Here is a 19,710-nt window from a genome sequence, read left to right on the forward strand (position 1 = left end):
GCCACCCCGCCGAGAAGGGGGCCCTTCCCGGCGGGTGATGGCCGTGTCACGATGACGGCGCCTTCGATCACGGGGAGAAGCCGATGCGTGACTATCCGAGACCGTTACCTGGTCAGCCGGTCCTCCGCCTGCGGGCCGGCGTCCCATGCCGCTGGAGCGTCCGCACCCTCGACGGGCGCGGCTGGTGCCCGCCCGGCACGCCCCCGGCGCGCGATCTCGACGGCCTGCCGTACTTCCACGGCGACGATCTCGTCCTGCCGGTGCCCCGCGAGCCGGTCCAGGTCCGGGCGGCGCGAGGCGTGGAGCACGGGTGCGCGGAGACCACGCTGCTGCCGGGCGAAGGAGAGACGCTGGTGGAGCTGGCCCCGCCCCGCCTGTACGACGCGGCGGCGCGCGGCTGGTACGGCGCCGACCTGCACGTGCCGCTGAACCGGCCGCCCCGGTGGGTGGCCTCCGCCCAGCACGGCGAGGACCTGCACGTCGTCAACGTGCCGCCCGGCGACGGCGACACGCTGGCGCGGTGGTCGGGCCGCGACCTGCCGTGGTCGGACGGCGCGCACCTGGCCCGGGTGGACCTGGTCCACCAGGTGCTGGGCCTGGACTCGTGGCCGCTGTCCACCGTCGCGCTGAGCGAGCTGCACCGCCGGGGCACGCTGGTGTGTTACGCGAACTCCTGCTGCGGGCCGGCGGAGACGGCCGACCAGCTGATGAGCGGCGGCGATCCGGGGTTCGACGCGCGGCTGGCCGTGGTGGACGCGGCGCTGGGGCTGGTCGACGGCTTCCCGTCGGTGATCGGCTCGCCCTGCGCGTACCGCCGGCTGATCGGCGCGGGCAACCGGGTCGCGGCGACGGGCGGCCGCACGCACCGGCTGGGCCCGATCGGGCGCGAACGCACGTACGCGCACGTCGAGGGGCGGCTGACCGCCGGCGCGTACGCGGAGGCGGTGCGGCGGGGCCGCACGTTCGTCACCACCGGCCCGTTCCTGGAGCTGGAGGTGGACGGCCGGGGCCCGGGCGACACACTCGACCTCGCGCCGGGCGAGACGGTCCGGGTGTCGGCGCGGGTGCTAGGCGACGGGGCGGAGCGGGTGCGGCTGCTGACGGCCGACGGCGAGCTGGCGTCGGGGCCGCCCGGCGAGCTGGCCGCGCGCCTGTCCGTGGTGTGGCCGACGTACGTCGTCGCGGTCGCCGAGGGCCGCGGGCGGGTGCTCGCCCACACCAGCCCGGTCCACCTGGACGTGTGCCACCGGCGGGTGGCCAGGGAGGAGGACGTGACGTTCTGCCTGCGCTGGCTCGACCTGCTGGAGAAGCAGATCAGGGACCGGGTCGACGAGGACGGCCTGGAGGTGCTGGAGGAGGCGCGGCGCGTCTACCAGTCCCGGCTGCGCTGAAGAGGAGAACGCGGGCCTCAGGGGTGCCCGCGTTCTCTCCCCTCCTCGAACCCGGGTCAGACCTGGCCGGCCTTCTCCAGGGCGGTGCAGCAGGTGTCGACCAGGAGGCGGGCGACCACGTACGGGTCGACGTTGGCGTTCGGGCGGCGGTCCTCGATGTAGCCCTTCTTGTCGACCTCGACCTGCCACGGGATGCGGACGGACGCGCCGCGGTCGGAGACGCCGTAGGTGTACCTGTTCCACGGGGCGGTCTCGTGCGCGCCGGTCAGGCGGCTCTCGATGTCGGCGCCGTAGTGCCTGACGTGCTCCATCGGCTTGTCGCCGTCGCCGAGGGCCTCGCAGGCGGTGATGATCGCGTCGTAGCCCTCGCGCATGGCCTTGGTGGAGAAGTTGGTGTGCGCGCCGGCGCCGTTCCAGTCGCCGCGGGCGGGCTTGGCGTCGAGCGTGGCCTCCACGCCGAACTCCTCGGCGGTGCGGTAGAGCAGCCAGCGGGCGATCCACAGGTGGTCGCCGACCTCCAGCGGACCGGCGGGGCCGATCTGGAACTCCCACTGGCCGGGCATGACCTCGGCGTTGATGCCGGACACCTTCAGCCCGGCGGCGAGGCAGCGGTCGAGGTGGAGTTCGACGATCTCACGGCCGAACACGGCCTCGGCGCCGACGCCGCAGTAGTAGTGGCCCTGCGGGGCGGGGAAGCCGCCCTCGGGGAAGCCGAGCGGGCGGCTGCCCTTGAAGAACGTGTACTCCTGCTCGATGCCGAACCACGAGTCCTGCTCGGCGAACTGCTCGGCCACCGGGCGGAGCTGGGCGCGGGTGTTGCTCTTGTGCGGGTCGCCGCTGACCTCCTCGACCTCGCACAGCACGAGCACGTGGTCGCCGCCGCGGATCGGGTCGGGGCAGGTGAGCACGGGGCGGAGCACGAGGTCCGACTTGAAGCCCTTCGCCTGGTTGGTGCTGGAGCCGTCGAAGCCCCAGACCGGAGGCTCGGCCCCGTCGGCGAGGATCTTGGTCTTCGAGCGCAGCAGAGCGGTGGGCTCGGTGCCGTCGATCCAGATGTACTCAGCCTTGTAGCTCACAGCGGGTCCCTTTCCCATGTTCATCAGCCACGCCGAGTCTTATGGACCGCCGTTTCCCGGTTTTTGCCCTTATGTGAACGCCGTGTTAAGGCCGTCGCTTCTTGTCACCCGTCGTGAGGCGGTATTCCTGGCCGAGCTCGCGCCGTCCGTTCCCGTCGTAGCCGAGCAGCCGCATCGCGGTGTCCGGGTCCAGCGCCGCCGCCAGGAGCTGGGCGCGGGCGTGCGCCTCGTCCCGGTCCCGTTCCGCCTTGGCCTGGGCCACCCGGACGCCTTTGACGGCCACGGTGGTGAGCCCGACGCCGACGACCACCGCGACCACCACCACGAAGAGCGCGATCAGCAGCCACGGCGAGGCGATGCCCGGCGCGGGGGCGGGGGCGGCGGCCGCGCCGGCCTCCGTCCCCGAGGCTGGGCCTGCGGTCAGCACGCCGGTCAGCGCGAGCGCGAGGATGATCGCCAGCCCGACGAGCATGAACAGGCTGGCCGCGACCACCCACAACCGTCCGGTACGACCCCGCGGCGGCGGCTGCTCGACCGTGTCGTCCACGATCAGCGGCACTGCCCTCGGCGGTGGCGGCGGCTGCTCCGAACCCCACGGCACGATCTCGGGCCGCCCCTCGTCACCCTCACCCGCCGCCAGAGGGAGGGGCGCCGGACCCCTCACCACAGGAGACGCGCCGGACCAGCCAGCATCCGGAGGCGACGCACCGACCCCGGCGTGCGCCGCGGGCCAGGCCGGATCCGACCCGGAAGTGTCGCCGCCGGAGGCGCCGGGCCAGGCGGGATCCGACCCGGGGGTGTCGCCGCCGGAGGCGCCGGGCCAGGCGGGGGCCGTCCCAAGGGCTCCCGGCCAGGCGGGGGCCGTCCCAGGGGCTCCCGGCCAGGCCGGGGCCGTGCCGGGGGCGCCGATCCAGTCGGGATCCGTGCCGGGGGCCGCGAAGGCGAGGGGGGTCGCCGTTTCCGGGGCCGGCACCGTGGAGCCGTCGCCTGGTGGGACGGGGGTGATGGTCTCCGCCGCGCCGGGCAGGTCGCGCGCCACCGGGCGGTGTTCGCGGTGTGCGAGGGCGGCCTCCGCGTGGTACTCCTCCAGGTCCCGGTAGAACTCGTCGGAGGCGTACATCGTGCCGTCGACGACCGGCCCCCGACGCCGCCGGAGGATCGCCACCACGTCGTCGCCGTCCAGCGTCCGGTGCGTCTCCAGGGCGTGCGCCAGGCACAGCACGTCGCGGCGGTGCTCCGCGAGCAGGTCCCCGGTCTTGGCCAGCAGCCGCGCCAGGTTGTCCTCGACCCGCTCCCCCAGCACGCCGGGTCGCCCGCCGGTGATCCCCAGCTCCCGGAGGGCGGGCAGCGAGGTGACGCCCGAGCCCATCCCCCAGGACGACTCCATGAGCGCGCTCAGGCAGGTCGCCGCGTGCAGGTCGTCGCGGACGCCCGACGAGCTGTCCTCGCCGAAGAACATCCGCTCCCCCGCCAGGGAGGCGAGCGAGACCATGATGTCCGCCTCGTACTCCGACTTCCAGCGGGTGGACCCGTTCGACGGGCCGAGGTCGCCGGCGCCCTTCTCGATGGTGGCGAGGCCGATCTCCTGGTGGGAGCGCGTCACGTACGCGACCACCGCGTGACAGGCCTCGTGCACGGCCACGGCGTGGCGCTCGCGCTCGACGTGCTCGTCCGGGCCGAGCCGCTGCCGCCTGGCGCTCAGCACGTCCGGCCAGGTGATGGTCTCCCGCCCGTCGCGCACGGCGCTGATCAGCGACTCGTTGACCAGGTCCTTGATGGTGGCGCCGGTCGCGTACGGGGTGATGGCGGCGAGCCTGCCGATCTGTTCCGCGGTCAGCTCGTGCGCCACCTCGGCGAAGTACCCCTGGTAGGTGCGGAGCCGCCCGGCCCTGGACGGGTGGCCGACCCGGTGGACGCGGTCGACGCGCCCGGGCCCCAGCAGCGCCCGGTCCAGCGCGTCCGGCCGCTCGGTGGCCAGGATGACGAGGACGCGGTACGGGGGCGGCGGCTTGGGCCGCATCCCGAGCAGCCGCCTGACCGTCCGGTTGAAGAGCCCGCGCGGCTCCTTCAGCCCGGACAGCTCGGTGAGCAGCGCCCGCTGCGTGCGGGCATCGCCGCCGCCTCCGCCGAGGGGCTCGCCGGGGAAGGCGAGCACCGAGCGGCTCTCCTCCGACAGGTAGTCCGGTCCGTGGCAGCCGGAGAGGCCGCCGCCCTCGGCGGGCGGTCCCGGCCGGCCGCGCCCGCCCAGCGCGTCGGCGTCGTCGAAGAGGATGACCACGCCTCCGTAGCGGAGCGCGAGCCTGCGCAGCTTCCTGAAGAGCGTCCTGACCTTCAGGACGCCGACGCCCGCGAACGTGCCGGTGAACGCGCCCGAGTCCACGACCACGTACGGCTTGCCGGTCTCCCCCGCGACGGCCTCGGCAATCAGCGTCTTGCCGGTGCCCGGCGGCCCCCACAGCAGCAGACCGCCCGGCACGTACCCCCCGCGCCGCTCGATCTCCCCGGGTCTCTCCAGGAGGACAAGGCTCTGCCTGATCCGCTCGACCACGTGGTCCTGCCCCCACACGTCGGCGAAGCGGGTCGTGACGTCGCCGGGGAAGTACGTCTCGACGCCGCCCCGGGACAGGAACCAGAGCAGACCGGCGAACACGACGATGATCACGACGAGCGGAACGGCGATCTGGACCACGAGCGGCAGCGCCCGGGACAGCAGCGCCGGAGCCTCGAACAGCGCGACCGCCGGGCTGGTGCCGAGCACCGCCGCGAGCACCAGGGCCAGCAGCGCCACCCAGACAGCGATCTTCGCCAGGCGGGCCACGCGGAACCTGGTCCAGTCGTCGAGACGCCGGTGCGACCAGCGCTCCCACCCGCCGAAGACCCGCCGGCGCCAGAACCGCCGGTAGCCCGGCAGGCGCTCGGCGGCCAGGAGGTGGAGCTGCCGTGCCGCCTCCGCGCCGAGCAGCCAGAAGATCCACTGATGGTCCCTGGCCACCACCCGGACCGCGTCGGAGAACGGCACGATGCCCGGGTGATCCGCCATCACCTTCAGGGCGAGCACCAGATAGACGGCCGTCAGGCCGGCCAGGACCCTGCTCCGGTCCCAGAGCCGCCGCCTCTCAGCCGTGGCGGCGTCCGGGTCGGCGGGCCCGCTTCCGGGGGCGCGCAGCCCTGCGTGGGGCGTGGTCTTCACGGGGTGCTCCCTCATCCGGGCAGCCTGAGCAGGTTGAAGGAACCCGCGATCTGGTCGAACTCGGCGGCGCGCCGGGTGAAGCAGGTCGCCTCGCACGCGAGGAACATCACCGACAGGCTCGTTCCCTGGCCGTCGAGGATGACCGTCTGGTCGAACGTCTGGATCTCGCCGCCGATCCGGTAGTTGTAGCGGACCCGGACCCCCCTGGCCCCGTCGCCGAGGGTGAGCTCCCTGTCCATGAGCGGCTCGAAGTGGCTGAACGCCGGCGCCCGCCCCGCCCGCAGCACGGACATCAGGTACGCCGTGCGCGTCTGCTCGGTCACCGGCAGGAGGAAGTCGCGCATCCGGTTGAGCGAGATCTCGTTGCGCTGCCCGTCGGTCAGCTTGCGCACGGTCACGTACACGAACGGGTCCCGCGAGCCGAACAGGTGCTCCACGGCGGGACGGGCCGCCTGGTCGTAGGCCGTCGACCAGACCTGTTGCCTGCGCAACTGCGCCGCCGCCGAGCTCGGGTGGTCGTCCGACAGCAGCCGTTCGAGCGGGGACGCGTCGAGCCGGGAGAAGGAGGACGGCACCTTGAAGTAGGTGGTGCCGTCCCGGTCGCGCACGTAGTGGAACTCGGGCTGCCCGCAAGCGGACATGGTCGCCGCCGCGGCGATGAGCGCGATCCACGCCCGCGTCGTCTTCACCAGGGATTACCTCCGCATGACGAGGCACCGCAGTTGTTGTGCCCGTTTTCTCCCGACTGAGCCGTGCGCGGCATGAGAAATCTTGACCAAAACTTGGCCGTGCGTTGGTCTCACTTGTTACAGATCAACAGGTCTTCCTGTCGTCCAGGTCTGACTTCCGGCCGGGCCTCTTGGTCATCGCGCGGTGGGTGGCCGAAGATGAAGCCACCCCCCTCACGCGACCGGAGCGCACGATGACAGAACCGGCCGGACCGGCCACGGAGATCGTCGACTCGTACGGGATGACGGCGGAGCGCGCCTTCGCCGACCTCTGGTCGCGGGAGACGCTCACCCTCAGAGAACGCCGCCTGCTCCTGCTCGGCCTGCTCGTCGGGCAGGGCATCGACGACCAGGTGGAGCTGCAGCTCGACGCGGCGCTGCGCACGGGCGACCTGGACGAGGCCGAGCTGCGGGAGCTCGTCGTCTTCCTCACCCACTACGCGGGCTGGACGCGGGGGACCCGGCTCGGCAAGCAGGTCGAGGACCTGATCGAGCTGGTCAGGCGGGATCGATCCGGTAGACGGGGCCGGCCAGGCTGAGCGCGTACAGCTCGCCGTCGTGGTCCTCGCCGAACGAGGACAGCTGCTCCACCTCGCCCACGCGCCGGTCGCGTGCCGGCTCGTCGACGGGCGCCGCCCTGATCCACCCCGCGCAGAAGTCGCCGTAGAGGAACTGGCCCCGCAGCCACGGGATCTTCGCGCCGTGGTAGACGAACCCGGCGATCACCGAGCAGTTGCCGCCCTCGTTCAGCGGGTAGACGATCACCGGGTCGGTCAGCTTCCCGGCCGGGCCCTGGCGGAAGCGCTCCCTGCCCTCACGCAGGTTCCAGCCGTAGTTCTCGCCGCCTTCGGAGCCGGCCGGCTGGTAGTCGACCTCCTCCCACGCGTTCTGGCCGACGTCGCCGATCCACAGGTCGCCGTTGGCCCGGTCGAAGCCGAACCGCCACGGGTTGCGCAGCCCGTAGGCCCAGATCTCGGTCCGCGCGCCCTCCTTGCCGACGAACGGGTTGTCCTCCGGCACCGCGTAGGGTTTCCCGTCGCGCGGGTCGATGCGCAGGATCTTGCCCAGCAGCGTGCCCAGGTCCTGGCCGTTGCCCTCCGGGTCGCCACCGCCGCCGCCGTCGCCGAGCGCGATGTAGAGGTAGCCGTCGGGGCCGAAGGCGAGCTGGCCGCCGTTGTGGTTGGCGAACGGCTGCTCCTGCGTCAGCACGTCACGCCTGCGGGTGGCGCGGGCGCCGTCGTAGGCCCATTCGGTGACGTGGGTGGTGCCGGCCTTGTCGGTCCAGTCGAGGTAGAGCCAGCGGCCGGACGGGTGGAAGGCGACGCCGAGCAGGCCCTGCTCGTTGCCGCCGCTCACCTCTCCGGACAGGTCGACGACCGTGTCACCGTCGGTGGTGCGCAACCTGCCGCCCTGCTCGGCCACGTACAGCCGCCGATCCCCGCTCCGGACGGCGAACGCCACCGGCCGCTCCAGCTCGGCGATCCGCGTGAACCGCAGCCCGCCCTGCGCGGGCGTACTCTCCGCGGGCGAACCGGACGGACTCGCCGCCTCAGCGTCGGCCGGAACGGACGCGGACGGACTCGCCGCCTCAGCGTCGGCCGGAACGGACGCGGACGGACTCACCGCCTCAGTGCCGGCCGGAACGGACGCGGACGGCGGGACGGGGGCCCCTTCCGGCGGCGCGGCGGAGCAGGCGGTCAGGACGACGGCGAGCACGGCCACAGCGAGGCGCACGCCGCCCATCCTCGCACGCCCCAACCCCCCTCACCACCGCCCAACGCCACCACCCGCCCCAACCCGCAGTTTGCCACCACCACGCCGTTCCAGCCTGTAGTTCACCACCACGCCGTCCCAACCGCGCTCTTCGCCACCGCCGCGCCGTCCCCGCGCGCTCTTCGCGACCCGGCGCCACTACCCACGTGGTGCGGAGGGTACGTGGCCTCCCGCTTCTCCATGGCGAGCAGCCCGAACCCGGTCAGGCTCCGCGACCCGGACATGCACCCTCCCCACTCCGTTTTCCGGAGCTACGGCGGGCTGAGCGGGCCGTAAGGCACGCATGACGGCGCCCAGCCCGAGGGGGTTCCCGAAAAAGGTTGTCGATGTTCATTCTCCGGTCGCCGCCGGTCCGCCGCGAACGAACCGGAACGATCGGCTCCAGCGATCGCGCACCCCCGCCGCGTTAGGGTTCTTGGCATGCCTACCGCATTGATCACCGGCGCCACGGCCGGCATCGGCGCCGCCTTCGCCCGCCGGCTGGCAGCCGACGGTTTCACCCTGGTCCTGGTGGCGCGCGACGAGCGGCGGCTCGGCGAGGCCGCCGCTCAGCTGGAGCTGAGGTACGGGGTCGCGGTCGAGGTCCTGCCCGCCGACCTGGCGACCGACGACGGCCTGGCCCTGGTGGAGGCGCGCTGCCGTGCCGGGGTCGATCTGCTGGTCAACAACGCCGGGTTCGCGCAGCGGCACGACTTCCTCGACACGCCGGTGGAGGACGAACTGCGGATGCTCAAAGTCCACTGCGAGGCGGTGCTGCGGCTGACCCTGGCGGCGCTGCCGGGGATGCGCAAGCGCGGCAAGGGCGCGGTGGTCAACGTCGGTTCGGTGGCGGGCTTCTTCACCCGCGGCACCTACAGCGCGTCCAAGGCCTGGGTGGCCAATTTCAGCGAGTCCGCCGCGGCCGAGATCAGCGAGCCCGGCGTCAAGGTCATGGCGCTCTGCCCGGGTTTCGTGCGGACGGAGTTCCACCAGCGCGCTTCGATCGACATGTCCGGCATGCCGGGGTTCATGTGGCTGGACGCCGACAAGCTCGTCGCCGAGGCGCTGCGCGATCTGGCGCTGGGCAAGTGGGTCTCGGTGCCGAGCCTGCGCTACAAGGCGGTCGTCGCGGTCGGCAGGTTCGTACCGCGCCGCCTGGTCGCGGAGGTCTCCGCCCGCATCGGCCGCCGCTGACGGACGCCCCGGGAAACGGGTCGGGCCCTCTTCGCGGGAGGGGGTCGCGATGAGGGCCCGGACGGCCGCGGGCGGGCCCGCGGCCGGGAATCGGTAGCCGGAGTACGGCTGCGGTCAGCGGCCGACGTTGGCCGGGTGGCCGACGGCCAGGCCGGAGGCCGGGTCGAAGAAGTGCAGGTTGTGCGTGTCGACGACCAGGTCGATGGTCTGGCCGTGGCGCACGTGGCTGCGGGCGTTGACCCGGGCGGTCCACAGAGACTTGTCGCCGGCCAGCGGCAGCGTGGCCTCCTCGTCGTCGCCGGTGTCGGCCGCGGCCACGGTGTCCTTGTGCTCCACCGGCGGGGCGTCGATCAGGAACAGCACGTTGATCTCGGAGCCGAGCTCCTCGGTGACCTCCGCCTTGGCGGACAGCGTCGCCCAGCCGTTGTCGGCGTGGGCGCCGGCGGAGGCGGCGTCCTCGAAGTCGGACGGGCGGATGCCGAGGATGAGCTTCTTGCCGATGTACTGGTCGAGGCCGGGCTTCTCGGTGAACGTGGACTCGGGGATCGGCAGCTTGTAGCCGGCGAAGGCCACGGCGGCGCCGCCGTCGCGGACCAGCTCGGCGTTGACGAAGTTCATCGACGGCGAGCCCATGAACCCGGCGACGAACAGGTTGACCGGCTTGTCGAAGAGGTTCTGCGGGGTGTCGACCTGCTGGAGCAGACCGTCGCGGAGCACGCAGACGCGGTCGCCGAGGGTCATGGCCTCGACCTGGTCGTGGGTGACGTAGACGGTGGTGACGCCGAGGCGCTCGTGCATCTGGTTGAGCGAGGCGCGCATGGAGACGCGGAGCTTGGCGTCGAGGTTGGACAGCGGCTCGTCCATGAGGAAGGCCTGCGGCTCGCGGACGATGGCGCGGCCCATGGCGACACGCTGGCGCTGACCACCGGACAGGGCGGCCGGCTTGCGCTTGAGGTAGGTCTCGAGGCCGAGCATCTTGGCCGCGTCCTGGACCCGCTGCTGGATCTCGGCCTTGGGCATCTTGCGCAGCTTGAGGCCGAAGGCGAGGTTCTCCTCGACCGTCATGTGCGGGTAGAGCGCGTAGTTCTGGAAGACCATCGCGATGTCGCGGTCCTTCGGCGGCAGGTGGTTGACCACCTTGTCGCCGATGGCGATCTCGCCGCCGCTGATGTCCTCGAGGCCGGCGATCATCCGGAGGGCGGTCGACTTGCCGCAACCGGAGGGGCCGACCAGCACCATGAACTCGCCATCCTTGATCTCAAGGTTGAGCCCGTTCACAGCCTTGACGCCACCGGCGTAGATCTTGTCGACGTCGGTCAAAACGATGGATGCCATGACAGTCCTTCGCGCAGGGCGATGGCCCCGATAGTCGATGTTGCGTATGTGGATACGTTTTCAAGCATCTCATCGTGAAACGGATATCCCTGTCAAGGGTTCCCCTATGAACAGCCATCGCGGGACCGGCGGTCTTCCGGAAATCGGGAAAGCATGATGGAATCGTTTCCATGGATAAGCGGGCGACGATCAAGGACGTGGCCGAGGCCGCGGGCGTGGGCATCGCCACCGTGTCCCGGGTGCTGTCAGGCGGCTCGGCCAGCCCTCAGACCAGGGAGCGGGTGCTGGCGGTCGCGGCCCAGCTCGACTACCGCCCCAGCGCCGTCGGCCGCAACCTGCGCCAGCGCCGCACCGGCGGGCTCGGGCTGCTGGTCCCCGACCTGACCGACACGTTCTTCGGCCAGCTCGCCGAGGGGGCGCTCGCGTACGCGCGGTCGGCCGGCGAGCCGGTCGTGCTGGGCTCCACCGGCGACGACCCGGAGCAGGAGTCGGAGATGATCGGCATGCTGCTGGAGCAGAGCGTGGACCGGGTGGTCGCGGTGCCGTCCGGCGACGCCGAGACCTGGCAGCCGGCCCTCAGGGCGGGCATGACGGTGGTCTTCGCCGACCGCCTGCCGGTCGAGGGCGCCGATCCGGCCGGCGAGGGCCCCGACCGCGACCTCATGCTCCTCGACGGCCTGCCGCCGGCCCGGCCGTCGCGCCCGCTGGACGTGCCCGCGGTCCTCGCCGACGACCGGTCGGGCATCCGTACGGCGGTGCGCTACCTGAGAGGGCTCGGCCACCGGCGCATCGCCTATCTCGGCGGCCCCGGGCACGACCGGCGGGCGGAGGCGTTCCGCGAGGCGGTGGGGGCGCCGGCAGACGAGGAGCTGATCGTGTTCGCCACCGGGAGCCGCGACTCCGCCTACGCGGCCGCCTCCGGCCTGTTCCAGAGCCGTCCGGACCTGTCGGCGGTGGTGGCCGGGGGCAACGTGCTCGGCGAGGCCGCCGTCCTCGCCGCCCGCGAACTCGATCTGCGGGTGCCGAGGGACGTGTCGCTCGTGATGTACGACGACGTCCCCTGGGCGGAGCTCTGCTCGCCTCCCCTGACGGTGATCGCCCAGCCGGGGCGCGACATCGGCTACCGGGCGGCCGAGCTCGTCCTGCGCACGGGCGCCCGCCGCCCGCGCACGGTGGTGCTGCCCACGGAGCTGATCGTCCGGGGCAGCTGCGGGCCGTACCCCGGCCGGCCCGGGGCCGGGGTCAGGGCTTGAGGGTGCGGGCGGCGACGAGCCGCCCGGACTGGAAGCCCTCCACGCGGACGACCTGCGCGGCGGCGAGGCCGGGGACGGTCACGGTGACCGTCTCCTGGGTCAGGTCGACGGTGAGCCGCGGCCTGCCGTCCAGGTAGACGTCCGCCCGGTCCAGGAGGCCGGTCCGCAGGGTCAGCTCGTCCGCCGCCCCCGCGACGCGCACGTCCAGGCGGCGGGCCGGAAGGGCCGCGAGGAGCTCGCCCGCGCGGTCGAGCAGGTCCTGGTTGCCGGCCAGGATGTCCCGGCGGGTCAGGCGGTGGCGGTGGCCTGGCCGTACGCCGAGGTCCTCGACGGGCGTGCCGGCCAGCTCGTGGACGCGCAGCGTGCGGCGGACCGACACGCGCATGCCCGCTCCGCCGGGCAGCGGCCGGTACGGCGAGCCGGGCGCCGGGCTGGGCAGTTCGAGCAGGAGCTTGAGCAGCTCGTGCGTCCAGACGTTGGCGCCGCCCGCGCCGGTGTTGTCGTCCACGCCGAGGACGGGGCCGATCCCGTGGTCCTGGAAGCCGGCGGCGAAGATGTCCGTCGCCGAATAGCAGCGCGCGTCGGTGATCAGCACGACCGGGCCGTGATAGCACTGGCCGATGGCGTTGGCCCCGGCCTCGGGGGTGATGGCGAAGCCGGCCGAGTGGACGGCGCCGATCTCCAGGGCCTGGTTCATGGACGGGCACCACGGCCCGAGGTCGATCTGCCCGGTCGGGTTCTCCTCGTGCTGCGCGCAGATCCGCACGTTCAGCGGCGTGGTGACGAACTGGGTCGGCTCGGGCGTGATCCGGTGCGGCGTCAGCGTCTGCAGCAGGAACTCGGCGGCGTGGATGTGCCCGCCGCCGTTGCCCCGCACGTCCACCACGAGCCCGTCCCGCGGCAGCAGGCCGGCGAGCCGGACGAACTCGCCGACGAACGCGCCGGGGTCGTTGGTGTTGAAGGTGAACACGCGGATGTGGCCGAAGGTCCCCGACGGGGTCTCCACGGCCCGCGCCTTGAAGAACGCCGGCATGGACGTCGGAAGGTCCGCTCCCGGGGCGTCGGTCCCGGCGGCGTCGACGATCTCCGCCGTGAGCGTCCGGGGGACGTACAGCATCCTGAGCGCGCGGGAGATCGCGTCCGTGCCCAGGTCCAGCCCCTGCGACACGGCGGCCTCGGTGAGCGCCCCGGCGTCGACGAACGGCGGCGGGTTGTCCGTCACCCGCCACGGCTCCCGCAGCTCGTGGGCTATCCCGTCCCGGCCCAGATAGCCGAGCGTCACCCAGGACTCGTCGGGCGGCAGGTGGATCACCAGCGGCCGGATGGTCAGCGACTGCAGCCCGCGCGAGTGCCGCGCCGCCGGGTTGCCGCCGGCGTACCGTGCGGCGTTGGCGTCCACCGCGGCGCCGATCGGGGTCCCGTTCCAGTGGGTGACCTCGGCGCCCGGCTCCAGCCCCGGCGCGGAGAACCCCTCCACGAGCCTGGTCACCAGGTAGCGGGGTCTGCTGTCCTCGTGGCACTCCTCGATCAGGAACGGGAGGTAGGCGACCTTGCTCGCGTACGGCTGCGGGAGCAGGTAGTTCGTGTGCAGGTCGCGTACCGAGTGGAAGATCTCCGACAGCTCCGCGTGGAAGCGCGGCTCGGGGTCGGCGGTCGCGGCGGTCTGCCGGCTGAGCCTCAGGGCCAGCAGCCGGAGCCGCTGCACCGGGTTGACCGCGTACATCGCGATCTTCAGCGGGAGGTGCGCGTAGTTCTGCTCGATCAGCACCAGCGCCTGCTCCACGAGCGTGCGCCGGTCGGCGAGCGTGAGCGTGCCCGCCGTGTCCAGGAAGTCCCGCAGGTCCACGGCGTCGGCCAGCCGCTTGGCCTGCCCGGTCGCGCCCTCGCTGATCCCCATGCCGCCTCCCGGTCCGCGCGCCTGCCCGACAGGGGACAAGCTCTCAGAGCACGGCGGCGGCCGCGTCAGGAGGCGCCCCAGGGATTTCCCTAGGGCGCCTGCTCCCGAGCGGTCAGAGGACCTTCTCGATGGCGGCCAGGACCGCCGGGTCCGTCGGCACGGTGCGGGGGCGGAAGCGGGCCACCACCCGGCCGTCGCGGTCGACGAGGAACTTCTCGAAGTTCCACTGCACGTCGCCGCTCTCGCCCTCGGCGTCCGGCGCCTGCACGAGGCGCTCGTACAGGGCGTGCCGGTCGGGGCCGTTCACGTCGGCCTTGGCCAGCAGCGGGAAGTCGACCCCGTACGTGGTCGAGCAGAACTCCTGGATCTCCTCGGCGCTCCCCGGCTCCTGCCCCATGAACTGGTTGCACGGCATGCCGACCACGCTGAACCCGCGCGGGCCGTACTCCTGGTGGAGCTTGACGAGGTCGGTGTACTGCGGCGTGAGTCCGCACTTGGAGGCCACGTTGACGATGAGCAGGGCCTTGTCGCCGGCCACGCCGGCGAGGGTGGTGGGTTCGTCCGTCAGGGTGCGGACCGGGATCTCTCGAACGTTCATGGTCCGACCTTACGAGATGCCTGTCAGCCCCAAAACGTGACCTAATCCACATTTATCCCCCGAAGGCCCAGCAACAGGCATATATCGAGATCTTTACTGACGATCTACATTTCCATGGTCAATTCGCAGTAAAGGTGACAAGTCCGGCAGGGTGGCGCGGTCCCCGATTCCTGCGAAAGGGAACCCGAATGCCCATGCTCCGCCGTACCAGCGTCCTGCTCATGAGCGCCTCGCTCATGGTTGCGGGCGGCGCCACGGCCGCACAGGCGCAGAGCTCCCAGACGAGTGCGACCAGCACGAGCAGCAAGAACAAGTCCATGGCCAAGAAGATGGTGAACAAGCGCGGCTGGGCCGCCACCCAGTTCAGATGCCTGGTCAAGCTCTGGGAACGCGAGAGCGGCTGGAACCACCGGGCTGGCAACCGCTACTCCGGCGCCTACGGCATCCCCCAGGCGCTGCCCGCCGGCAAGATGGCCTCGCACGGGAGCGACTGGCGCACCAACCCCAGGACGCAGATCGCCTGGGGCCTGAGCTACATCAAGAAGAGGTACGGCACGCCGTGTCGCGCCTGGGGCCACTTCCAATCCCACCACTGGTACTGATCCAAACCTCAGGCTTGCGCGAGTTTCGCGGAAAGCGCCGGCCATCGAGGCGCCGGGCCGATCAATCCGGGCCCAACGAGAGCGCCCTTTATCCGCATCGATCCCGCAAACACCTGTCCTTGGCGTGTCCCGGGTTCTGACCCTGCGCGGTCGCGCGTACTAGAAACCGGCTCAGAGGACATGTCGTGGAGCCCTCCGGGCCGTCCGGCGAGAAGCCGGGCGGATCAAGGATCCCGGAGGGCCGCGCGGACCCTTCTCGTCCGAGCCACGGACGCGGACCGGCAGGGGCGCCGGGGAAGCGAGAGCGCCCGTCCGCACGCGACCCGACCGCGAGGATCGACTTGAACAGCAAGCGCACGCTACACAGCACGATCGTGACCCTGGCCGCGCTCACCGCCGCACTCGGCGGGATGGAGGTCGCGGCCACGGCCGAGACGGAGGGCGCCGACGACGCGCCCATGGTGGTCCGTACGTGGCGGACCAGCGCGGAACCGCGCGTCCCCGCCCACCGTCCGAGAAGCACCAGCAAGCGTTTCGCCCTCGACCAGGTGGTGCGCAGGTCATGGGGCCTGCGCGAGTTCCACTGCCTGGACAACCTGTGGACCAGGGAGAGCGGCTGGAACCACCGCGCCGTGAACCGTTCGTCGGGCGCCTACGGCATCCCGCAGGCGCTGCCCGGCGGCAAGATGCGGGGAGCGGGCAAGGACTGGCGGCACAACCCGAGGACCCAGATCCGCTGGGGGCTGTCCTACATCAAGGGGAGGTACGGCAAGCCGTGCGGCGCCTGGGGGCACTTCAGGTCGCACAACTGGTACTAGCCGGACGCCGGAGGGCATCCGCGGGTCACCGGGTGCCCTCCCTCCTCGCCGGGTGCACCGCGATCGCCTGGACGAACAGCTCCACCCCGAACGCGAACTCCGCCTCGTGGTCGCAGGAGCCCAGCAGCTCGGACAGCGCGCTCACCTCGGGGAACAGCTCGGGATCCACCTCCTCGGGGTCGATCGTCGAGCTGCGGCCGGGGGCGAAGGCGGGCGTCACGCCGACCTCGCGCAGCAGCGAGCCGACGATGAACGCGATGAACAGCCGCAGCACCCGCACCGCGTCGGCGCCGTCGAACCCGGCGCTGCGCAGCGTGGCCAGGGCCCGCTCGACGGGCAGCAGCCCGGCGTGGCTGTGGAGCTGGCGGCTGACGACGAGCATGGTGCAGCGCGGGTAGTGGTGGGCGATCTGGCGGAAGGCGCGCGCCTGCATGCGGACCCGGTCGGCCCAGTGGGCCTCCGGGTCGTCGGTGAACTCGATCTCGCTGAGCACGCTCTCGGCCACGCCGTCGAGCAGGGCGCCCTTGTTGGGCACGTGGTTGTAGAGCGACATCACGCCGACCCCCAGCTCGGAGGCGATGCGTCGCATGGAGACGGCGTCGGCGCCCTCGCGCTCGATCAGCTCGACCGCGGCGGCGACGATCCGGGCCCTGGACAGCGGCTGGGTGGTCACACTGCATTCTATTGACGCGCGTACAGCGTACGTGCAAGCCTCCAAGGAACGTACGGTGTACGTCACCCCCCTCCGGAGGTCCGATGTCGACCCACGAGCTCTACACCATCCCCGCAGGCCTGGCCACGTGGAACGTGGAAATGGCCGGAACCACGAAGTTCACCTGGGAGTACGACGACGGCAGGGACCGCATGCTGGCCTTGTACCAGAAGGGCAAGGACAAGCAGTGGGACTCCACCAAGCGGATCGACTGGGACCTCGAAGTCGATCCGTACGACATCCTCGGCATCCCCGACCAGACCATCGCCATCTACGGCACTCCCCTGTGGGAGCGGATGGACGACAAGCAGCGCAAGGACGTGCGGCTGCACAACGCGTCCTGGCAGTTCTCCCAGTTCCTGCACGGTGAGCAGGGCGCGATGATCTGCTCGGCCAAGATCGTGGAATCGGTGCCGGACCTCGACTCCAAGTTCTACGCGGCCACCCAGACGATGGACGAGGCCCGCCACGCCGAGACCTACGCCCGCTTCCTCCAGGAGAAGGTCGGCCTCGCCTACCCGATCAACCCGTACCTGAAGTCCCTGCTGGACTCGACGCTGAGCGACTCCCGCTGGGACATGCCCTACCTGGGGATGCAGGTGCTGATCGAAGGTCTCGCCCTCGCGGCCTTCGGCGTGATGCGCGACATCACCACCAAGCCGCTGCCCAAGCAGATCCTCGCCTACGTCATGCAGGACGAGGCCCGGCACGTCGCCTTCGGCCGGATGGCGCTGCGCGACTACTACCGGCAGCTGTCGGAGGCCGAGCTGCGCGAGCGCGAGGACTTCGTCATCGAGGGCTGCTACCTCATGCGCGACCGCCTGCGCGGCCGGGAGACCTGGGAGAACCTCGGCCTGACCAGGACCGAGGTGGACGAGGCCATGGTCGCGGTGGACCAGTCGGAGTACCTCCGGCTGTTCCGGTCCCTGCTGTTCAGCCGCATCGTGCCGTGCGTCAAGGACATCGGGCTGTGGAGCCCGCGGCTGCAGCAGGCGTACGCGGACATGGGCGTGCTGGAGATGGCCGGCCAGTCGCTGGAGGCGCTGATGAAGCAGGACGAGGAGATCGCCGACAAACTGGACGAAGCCCGCTTCGCGGAGGAGGAGGCCGAACGGCACGCCGAGGTGTCGCAGACCATCGCCATGGGCTCCGACGGCTGACCCCTCCAGGTGCTCTCTGCGTCGGTCCGGTCCGGAGTCAGGTAGCGATGAGGAGTTCGGCCTGGGCGGTCAACCGTGGTGGGAGCGGCTTGCGGCTCGCACTCTGCTGGGCGCGCCGGGCCAGACGAGCCGCTTCCAGGTCCTGCCCGGCTTTCTTCATGACGCGTGCGGTCCGCAGCAGGGTTGTGGCGTCGCTGTCCGCGTCCAGTCGTGGCAGCGCCCGGACCGCCGCGACCACGTCCCCGCTCAGCGCCAGGGCGAGCGCGTAGGCGGCGCGTGTCGAGGCCAGCTCATGAGGCCGGACCCGATCGAGATCGCGCAGCGCGGACTGAGGCGCGATGTCCGAGAGGATCTCGCCCCGGACCCGCAGCGCCTCGGCCGGGTTGTTCCCGGAGCGGAGCGCCGCGTCCAGCATGTCGACCGCGCCGCTTTCGTGCCCGATGTACCACAACGCCCAAGCCAGCTCCGTCAGGATCACGGGTTCCGGACTCCGCTTCACCGCCGCCCGCAGTTCCCTGATCGCTTCCTGGTAGGCGCCTTGATCGACCAGGATCCGGCCGATGGCGGCCAGAAAGGTGGCGACGATACGGTCGGTGCCGCGCATCGTGGCGTACATCATCGCCGCCTCGCGATAGTGCGCGATAGCCCCGTCGAAGTCATCCAGCAGGTAGGCGGCATCTCCGGCCAAGGACTCGGCACGAGCCCGTGATCTGCCGTCGGCGGAGTTCCGGAGAGCCCTCTCCGCCTGCTTCGCGGCGAACTCGAACCAGCCTCGCTGCAACGCGGCTTCGATGGTCGAAACGTGGTTGGGCGGTTCGGGCTGCTGCCGCCCGAACGAGGTGCTCAAGAAGGGTCCTACGAGGCGTGCGGGCATCTCGTAGCGCCCTTTCTCCCCGCGGCGCAGGATTCGGCCTCGTGTCAGCGCCTGCGCGACCCGGGGAGGAAGGTCCTCGCCATCCGTCCCGTTCGTCACGATCGGGCGCAGCAAGGCGACCAGCTGGTCCACATCCCCGTCCAGCAGGTCCCGCGCCACCTCCTGGATGGTCCGGTCGCAGTGGTCGGCCAGCACCTTGTCCACGTCCACCAGGTCGGCGTCGCCGATGGGGGTGTCCTTCTCGTTCGTGGACTTCCAGAGTGCCTCGCAGACCAGTTGCAGGTGAGCCGGTTCCACCGTGGTGGAGCGGTCGGCCCGCAACTCGTCGACGAGCTTCTCGGCCACCCCTGGAGCGAGGTCCCGGCCGCAGCTCACGAGTGGCCGTCGGCATGCCTCCAGCGCCGCGTCCACGGCGAAGGGCTCCAGCCGGATGAACGACTCAGAGGTCATGTGCGTGCGCATCCCCTCATGGCGCTGCAGCGGCTCGAGGTGCTCATCGGCGATGACGATGAGGAGGTGGAGCGGGGGATCGCCGCTGAGCGCGTCGCTCAACTGGTCGAGAAGATGGATGTGGCCGTCAGGATGCCGGCGGTGGGCGGTGAAGAGTTCCTCGGCGTGGTCGAAGACGGCCATGACCGTTCCGCCATCCGGGTTCCAGTGATGCCAGCGCAGGTAGGTGCTGATCGTGAGGCCGGAGAGCCGGAGAGGGTGCTCGTGCGGCGACCATGACGACATCAGCGCGAAGGCGTGTGGGTCGCTGTCGTCGAGGATGGCGGCAGCCGGTAAGACGGAGGGCCGCCGCACACTTCCCAAGGGCAGTACGTCAGAACCTGCGAGAAGAGGCAGCACACCGGCCGTCACCAGCGACGTCTTGCCCACGCCCGAGGGGCCGTGCAGGATCGTCACCCGGTGATTCCGCCACAGGTGCGCGAGAGCGGCGGCCTCGGCCTCGCGGCCGAAGAATCTCGTCGCGTCCTCCCGGCGATAGGCACTCAGGCCGACGTACGGCTCGAAGCCGCTGCCGCTGGAAGGCATTGACGTGATCTCAGCGAATTGCCGGCAGGTAGTCGTGCTCGAAACGGGTGAGGACAAGTGCCGCGCGGGCGATGTCGCCGATTCGGCTGGGGCTG

Annotated in this window: 17 protein-coding genes; 7 read left to right on the forward strand and 10 right to left on the reverse strand. The window is 71.5% G+C overall.

Going from position 1 to position 19,710, the window contains the following annotated elements:
- The first annotated feature begins 83 nt into the window (after nucleotides 1-83).
- Nucleotides 84-1,391: a CehA/McbA family metallohydrolase gene (locus AB0K05_RS26900; RefSeq protein WP_271274885.1), complete on the forward strand. Its 1,308-nt coding sequence runs from the start codon at nucleotides 84-86 to the stop codon at nucleotides 1,389-1,391.
- Between the two features lie 56 nt (nucleotides 1,392-1,447).
- Here AB0K05_RS26900 and glnII read toward each other — a convergent pair whose 3' ends face one another.
- The 3 genes from glnII to AB0K05_RS26915 all read right to left on the reverse strand — a co-directional run bounded on the left by glnII (nucleotide 1,448) and on the right by AB0K05_RS26915 (nucleotide 6,346).
- Nucleotides 1,448-2,467, reverse strand: a complete 1,020-nt coding sequence (glnII, locus tag AB0K05_RS26905; protein ID WP_148030515.1) for a glutamine synthetase — start codon at nucleotides 2,465-2,467, stop codon at nucleotides 1,448-1,450.
- A gap of 85 nt (nucleotides 2,468-2,552) precedes the next feature.
- A complete protein-coding gene (locus AB0K05_RS26910; protein WP_364232620.1) occupies nucleotides 2,553-5,657 on the reverse strand; it encodes an AAA family ATPase in 3,105 nt (1,034 codons plus the stop codon).
- 11 nt (nucleotides 5,658-5,668) lie between these two features.
- Nucleotides 5,669-6,346 (reverse strand): hypothetical protein, encoded by a 678-nt coding sequence (locus tag AB0K05_RS26915; RefSeq protein ID WP_271274887.1) that lies wholly within the window; start codon nucleotides 6,344-6,346, stop codon nucleotides 5,669-5,671.
- 233 nt (nucleotides 6,347-6,579) lie between these two features.
- Between AB0K05_RS26915 and AB0K05_RS26920 the strand changes: the two genes are divergently transcribed.
- Nucleotides 6,580-6,924: a carboxymuconolactone decarboxylase family protein gene (locus tag AB0K05_RS26920; protein WP_148030513.1), complete on the forward strand. Its 345-nt coding sequence runs from the start codon at nucleotides 6,580-6,582 to the stop codon at nucleotides 6,922-6,924.
- On the opposite strand, the gene AB0K05_RS26925 is transcribed toward AB0K05_RS26920, so the two are convergent.
- Together AB0K05_RS26925 and AB0K05_RS26930 are read right to left on the reverse strand one after the other, a co-directional pair.
- Complete coding sequence (locus AB0K05_RS26925; RefSeq protein WP_271274888.1) at nucleotides 6,884-8,119, reverse strand: PQQ-dependent sugar dehydrogenase; 1,236 nt, start codon at nucleotides 8,117-8,119, stop codon at nucleotides 6,884-6,886. The genes AB0K05_RS26920 and AB0K05_RS26925 overlap by 41 nt on opposite strands.
- Nucleotides 8,120-8,220: 101 nt before the next feature.
- On the reverse strand, nucleotides 8,221-8,382 hold the full coding sequence (locus tag AB0K05_RS26930) for a hypothetical protein (RefSeq protein ID WP_364232623.1): 162 nt from the start codon (nucleotides 8,380-8,382) through the stop codon (nucleotides 8,221-8,223).
- A 196-nt stretch (nucleotides 8,383-8,578) separates the two neighbouring features.
- On the opposite strand from AB0K05_RS26930, the gene AB0K05_RS26935 reads away from it, so the two are divergent.
- On the forward strand, nucleotides 8,579-9,331 hold the full coding sequence (locus tag AB0K05_RS26935; protein ID WP_219545359.1) for an SDR family oxidoreductase: 753 nt from the start codon (nucleotides 8,579-8,581) through the stop codon (nucleotides 9,329-9,331).
- Between the two features lie 114 nt (nucleotides 9,332-9,445).
- Here the strand turns inward: AB0K05_RS26935 and ugpC are convergent, their stop codons facing one another.
- A complete protein-coding gene (gene ugpC / locus AB0K05_RS26940) occupies nucleotides 9,446-10,666 on the reverse strand; it encodes a sn-glycerol-3-phosphate ABC transporter ATP-binding protein UgpC (protein ID WP_271274889.1) in 1,221 nt (406 codons plus the stop codon).
- A 170-nt stretch (nucleotides 10,667-10,836) separates the two neighbouring features.
- Between ugpC and AB0K05_RS26945 the strand changes: the two genes are divergently transcribed.
- A complete protein-coding gene (locus AB0K05_RS26945; RefSeq protein WP_148030510.1) occupies nucleotides 10,837-11,919 on the forward strand; it encodes a LacI family DNA-binding transcriptional regulator in 1,083 nt (360 codons plus the stop codon).
- On the opposite strand, the gene AB0K05_RS26950 is transcribed toward AB0K05_RS26945, so the two are convergent.
- Together AB0K05_RS26950 and AB0K05_RS26955 are read right to left on the reverse strand one after the other, a co-directional pair.
- Nucleotides 11,909-13,816 (reverse strand): S41 family peptidase, encoded by a 1,908-nt coding sequence (locus AB0K05_RS26950; protein ID WP_364232627.1) that lies wholly within the window; start codon nucleotides 13,814-13,816, stop codon nucleotides 11,909-11,911. The genes AB0K05_RS26945 and AB0K05_RS26950 overlap by 11 nt on opposite strands.
- 112 nt (nucleotides 13,817-13,928) lie before the next feature.
- Entirely contained in the window at nucleotides 13,929-14,414 is a 486-nt protein-coding gene (locus AB0K05_RS26955; protein WP_219545355.1) for a glutathione peroxidase, read from the reverse strand.
- A 188-nt stretch (nucleotides 14,415-14,602) separates the two neighbouring features.
- On the opposite strand from AB0K05_RS26955, the gene AB0K05_RS26960 reads away from it, so the two are divergent.
- Complete coding sequence (locus AB0K05_RS26960) at nucleotides 14,603-15,016, forward strand: transglycosylase SLT domain-containing protein (RefSeq protein WP_308248950.1); 414 nt, start codon at nucleotides 14,603-14,605, stop codon at nucleotides 15,014-15,016.
- A gap of 341 nt (nucleotides 15,017-15,357) precedes the next feature.
- Complete coding sequence (locus tag AB0K05_RS26965) at nucleotides 15,358-15,834, forward strand: transglycosylase SLT domain-containing protein (protein WP_308248949.1); 477 nt, start codon at nucleotides 15,358-15,360, stop codon at nucleotides 15,832-15,834.
- Nucleotides 15,835-15,859: 25 nt separating this feature from the next.
- On the opposite strand, the gene AB0K05_RS26970 is transcribed toward AB0K05_RS26965, so the two are convergent.
- Nucleotides 15,860-16,507: a TetR/AcrR family transcriptional regulator C-terminal domain-containing protein gene (locus AB0K05_RS26970; protein WP_148030507.1), complete on the reverse strand. Its 648-nt coding sequence runs from the start codon at nucleotides 16,505-16,507 to the stop codon at nucleotides 15,860-15,862.
- A gap of 83 nt (nucleotides 16,508-16,590) precedes the next feature.
- Between AB0K05_RS26970 and AB0K05_RS26975 the strand changes: the two genes are divergently transcribed.
- A complete protein-coding gene (locus AB0K05_RS26975; RefSeq protein ID WP_271274892.1) occupies nucleotides 16,591-17,706 on the forward strand; it encodes a ferritin-like domain-containing protein in 1,116 nt (371 codons plus the stop codon).
- Between the two features lie 37 nt (nucleotides 17,707-17,743).
- Here the strand turns inward: AB0K05_RS26975 and AB0K05_RS26980 are convergent.
- Nucleotides 17,744-19,710 (reverse strand): tetratricopeptide repeat protein (locus AB0K05_RS26980; RefSeq protein ID WP_364232631.1); only part of this gene is annotated, 1,967 nt, incomplete at its 5' end.

This window comes from Nonomuraea sp. NPDC049486 (assembly GCF_040676925.1).
GTDB classification, from domain to species: Bacteria; Actinomycetota; Actinomycetes; order Streptosporangiales; family Streptosporangiaceae; genus Nonomuraea; species Nonomuraea ferruginea.

Excerpts from the sequence above, each read along its gene's own strand:
- AB0K05_RS26950 (WP_364232627.1), bottom strand. The coding sequence starts at position 13,816 with ATGGGGATCAGCGAGGGCGCGACCGGGCAGGCCAAGCGGCTGGCCGAC.
- AB0K05_RS26920 (WP_148030513.1), top strand. The coding sequence starts at position 6,580 with ATGACAGAACCGGCCGGACCGGCCACGGAGATCGTCGACTCGTACGGG.
- AB0K05_RS26945 (WP_148030510.1), top strand. The coding sequence starts at position 10,837 with ATGGATAAGCGGGCGACGATCAAGGACGTGGCCGAGGCCGCGGGCGTG.
- AB0K05_RS26955 (WP_219545355.1), bottom strand. The coding sequence starts at position 14,414 with ATGAACGTTCGAGAGATCCCGGTCCGCACCCTGACGGACGAACCCACC.
- AB0K05_RS26935 (WP_219545359.1), top strand. The coding sequence starts at position 8,579 with ATGCCTACCGCATTGATCACCGGCGCCACGGCCGGCATCGGCGCCGCC.
- ugpC (WP_271274889.1), bottom strand. The coding sequence starts at position 10,666 with ATGGCATCCATCGTTTTGACCGACGTCGACAAGATCTACGCCGGTGGC.
- AB0K05_RS26930 (WP_364232623.1), bottom strand. The coding sequence starts at position 8,382 with ATGTCCGGGTCGCGGAGCCTGACCGGGTTCGGGCTGCTCGCCATGGAG.
- AB0K05_RS26975 (WP_271274892.1), top strand. The coding sequence starts at position 16,591 with ATGTCGACCCACGAGCTCTACACCATCCCCGCAGGCCTGGCCACGTGG.
- AB0K05_RS26960 (WP_308248950.1), top strand. The coding sequence starts at position 14,603 with ATGCCCATGCTCCGCCGTACCAGCGTCCTGCTCATGAGCGCCTCGCTC.
- AB0K05_RS26900 (WP_271274885.1), top strand. The coding sequence starts at position 84 with ATGCGTGACTATCCGAGACCGTTACCTGGTCAGCCGGTCCTCCGCCTG.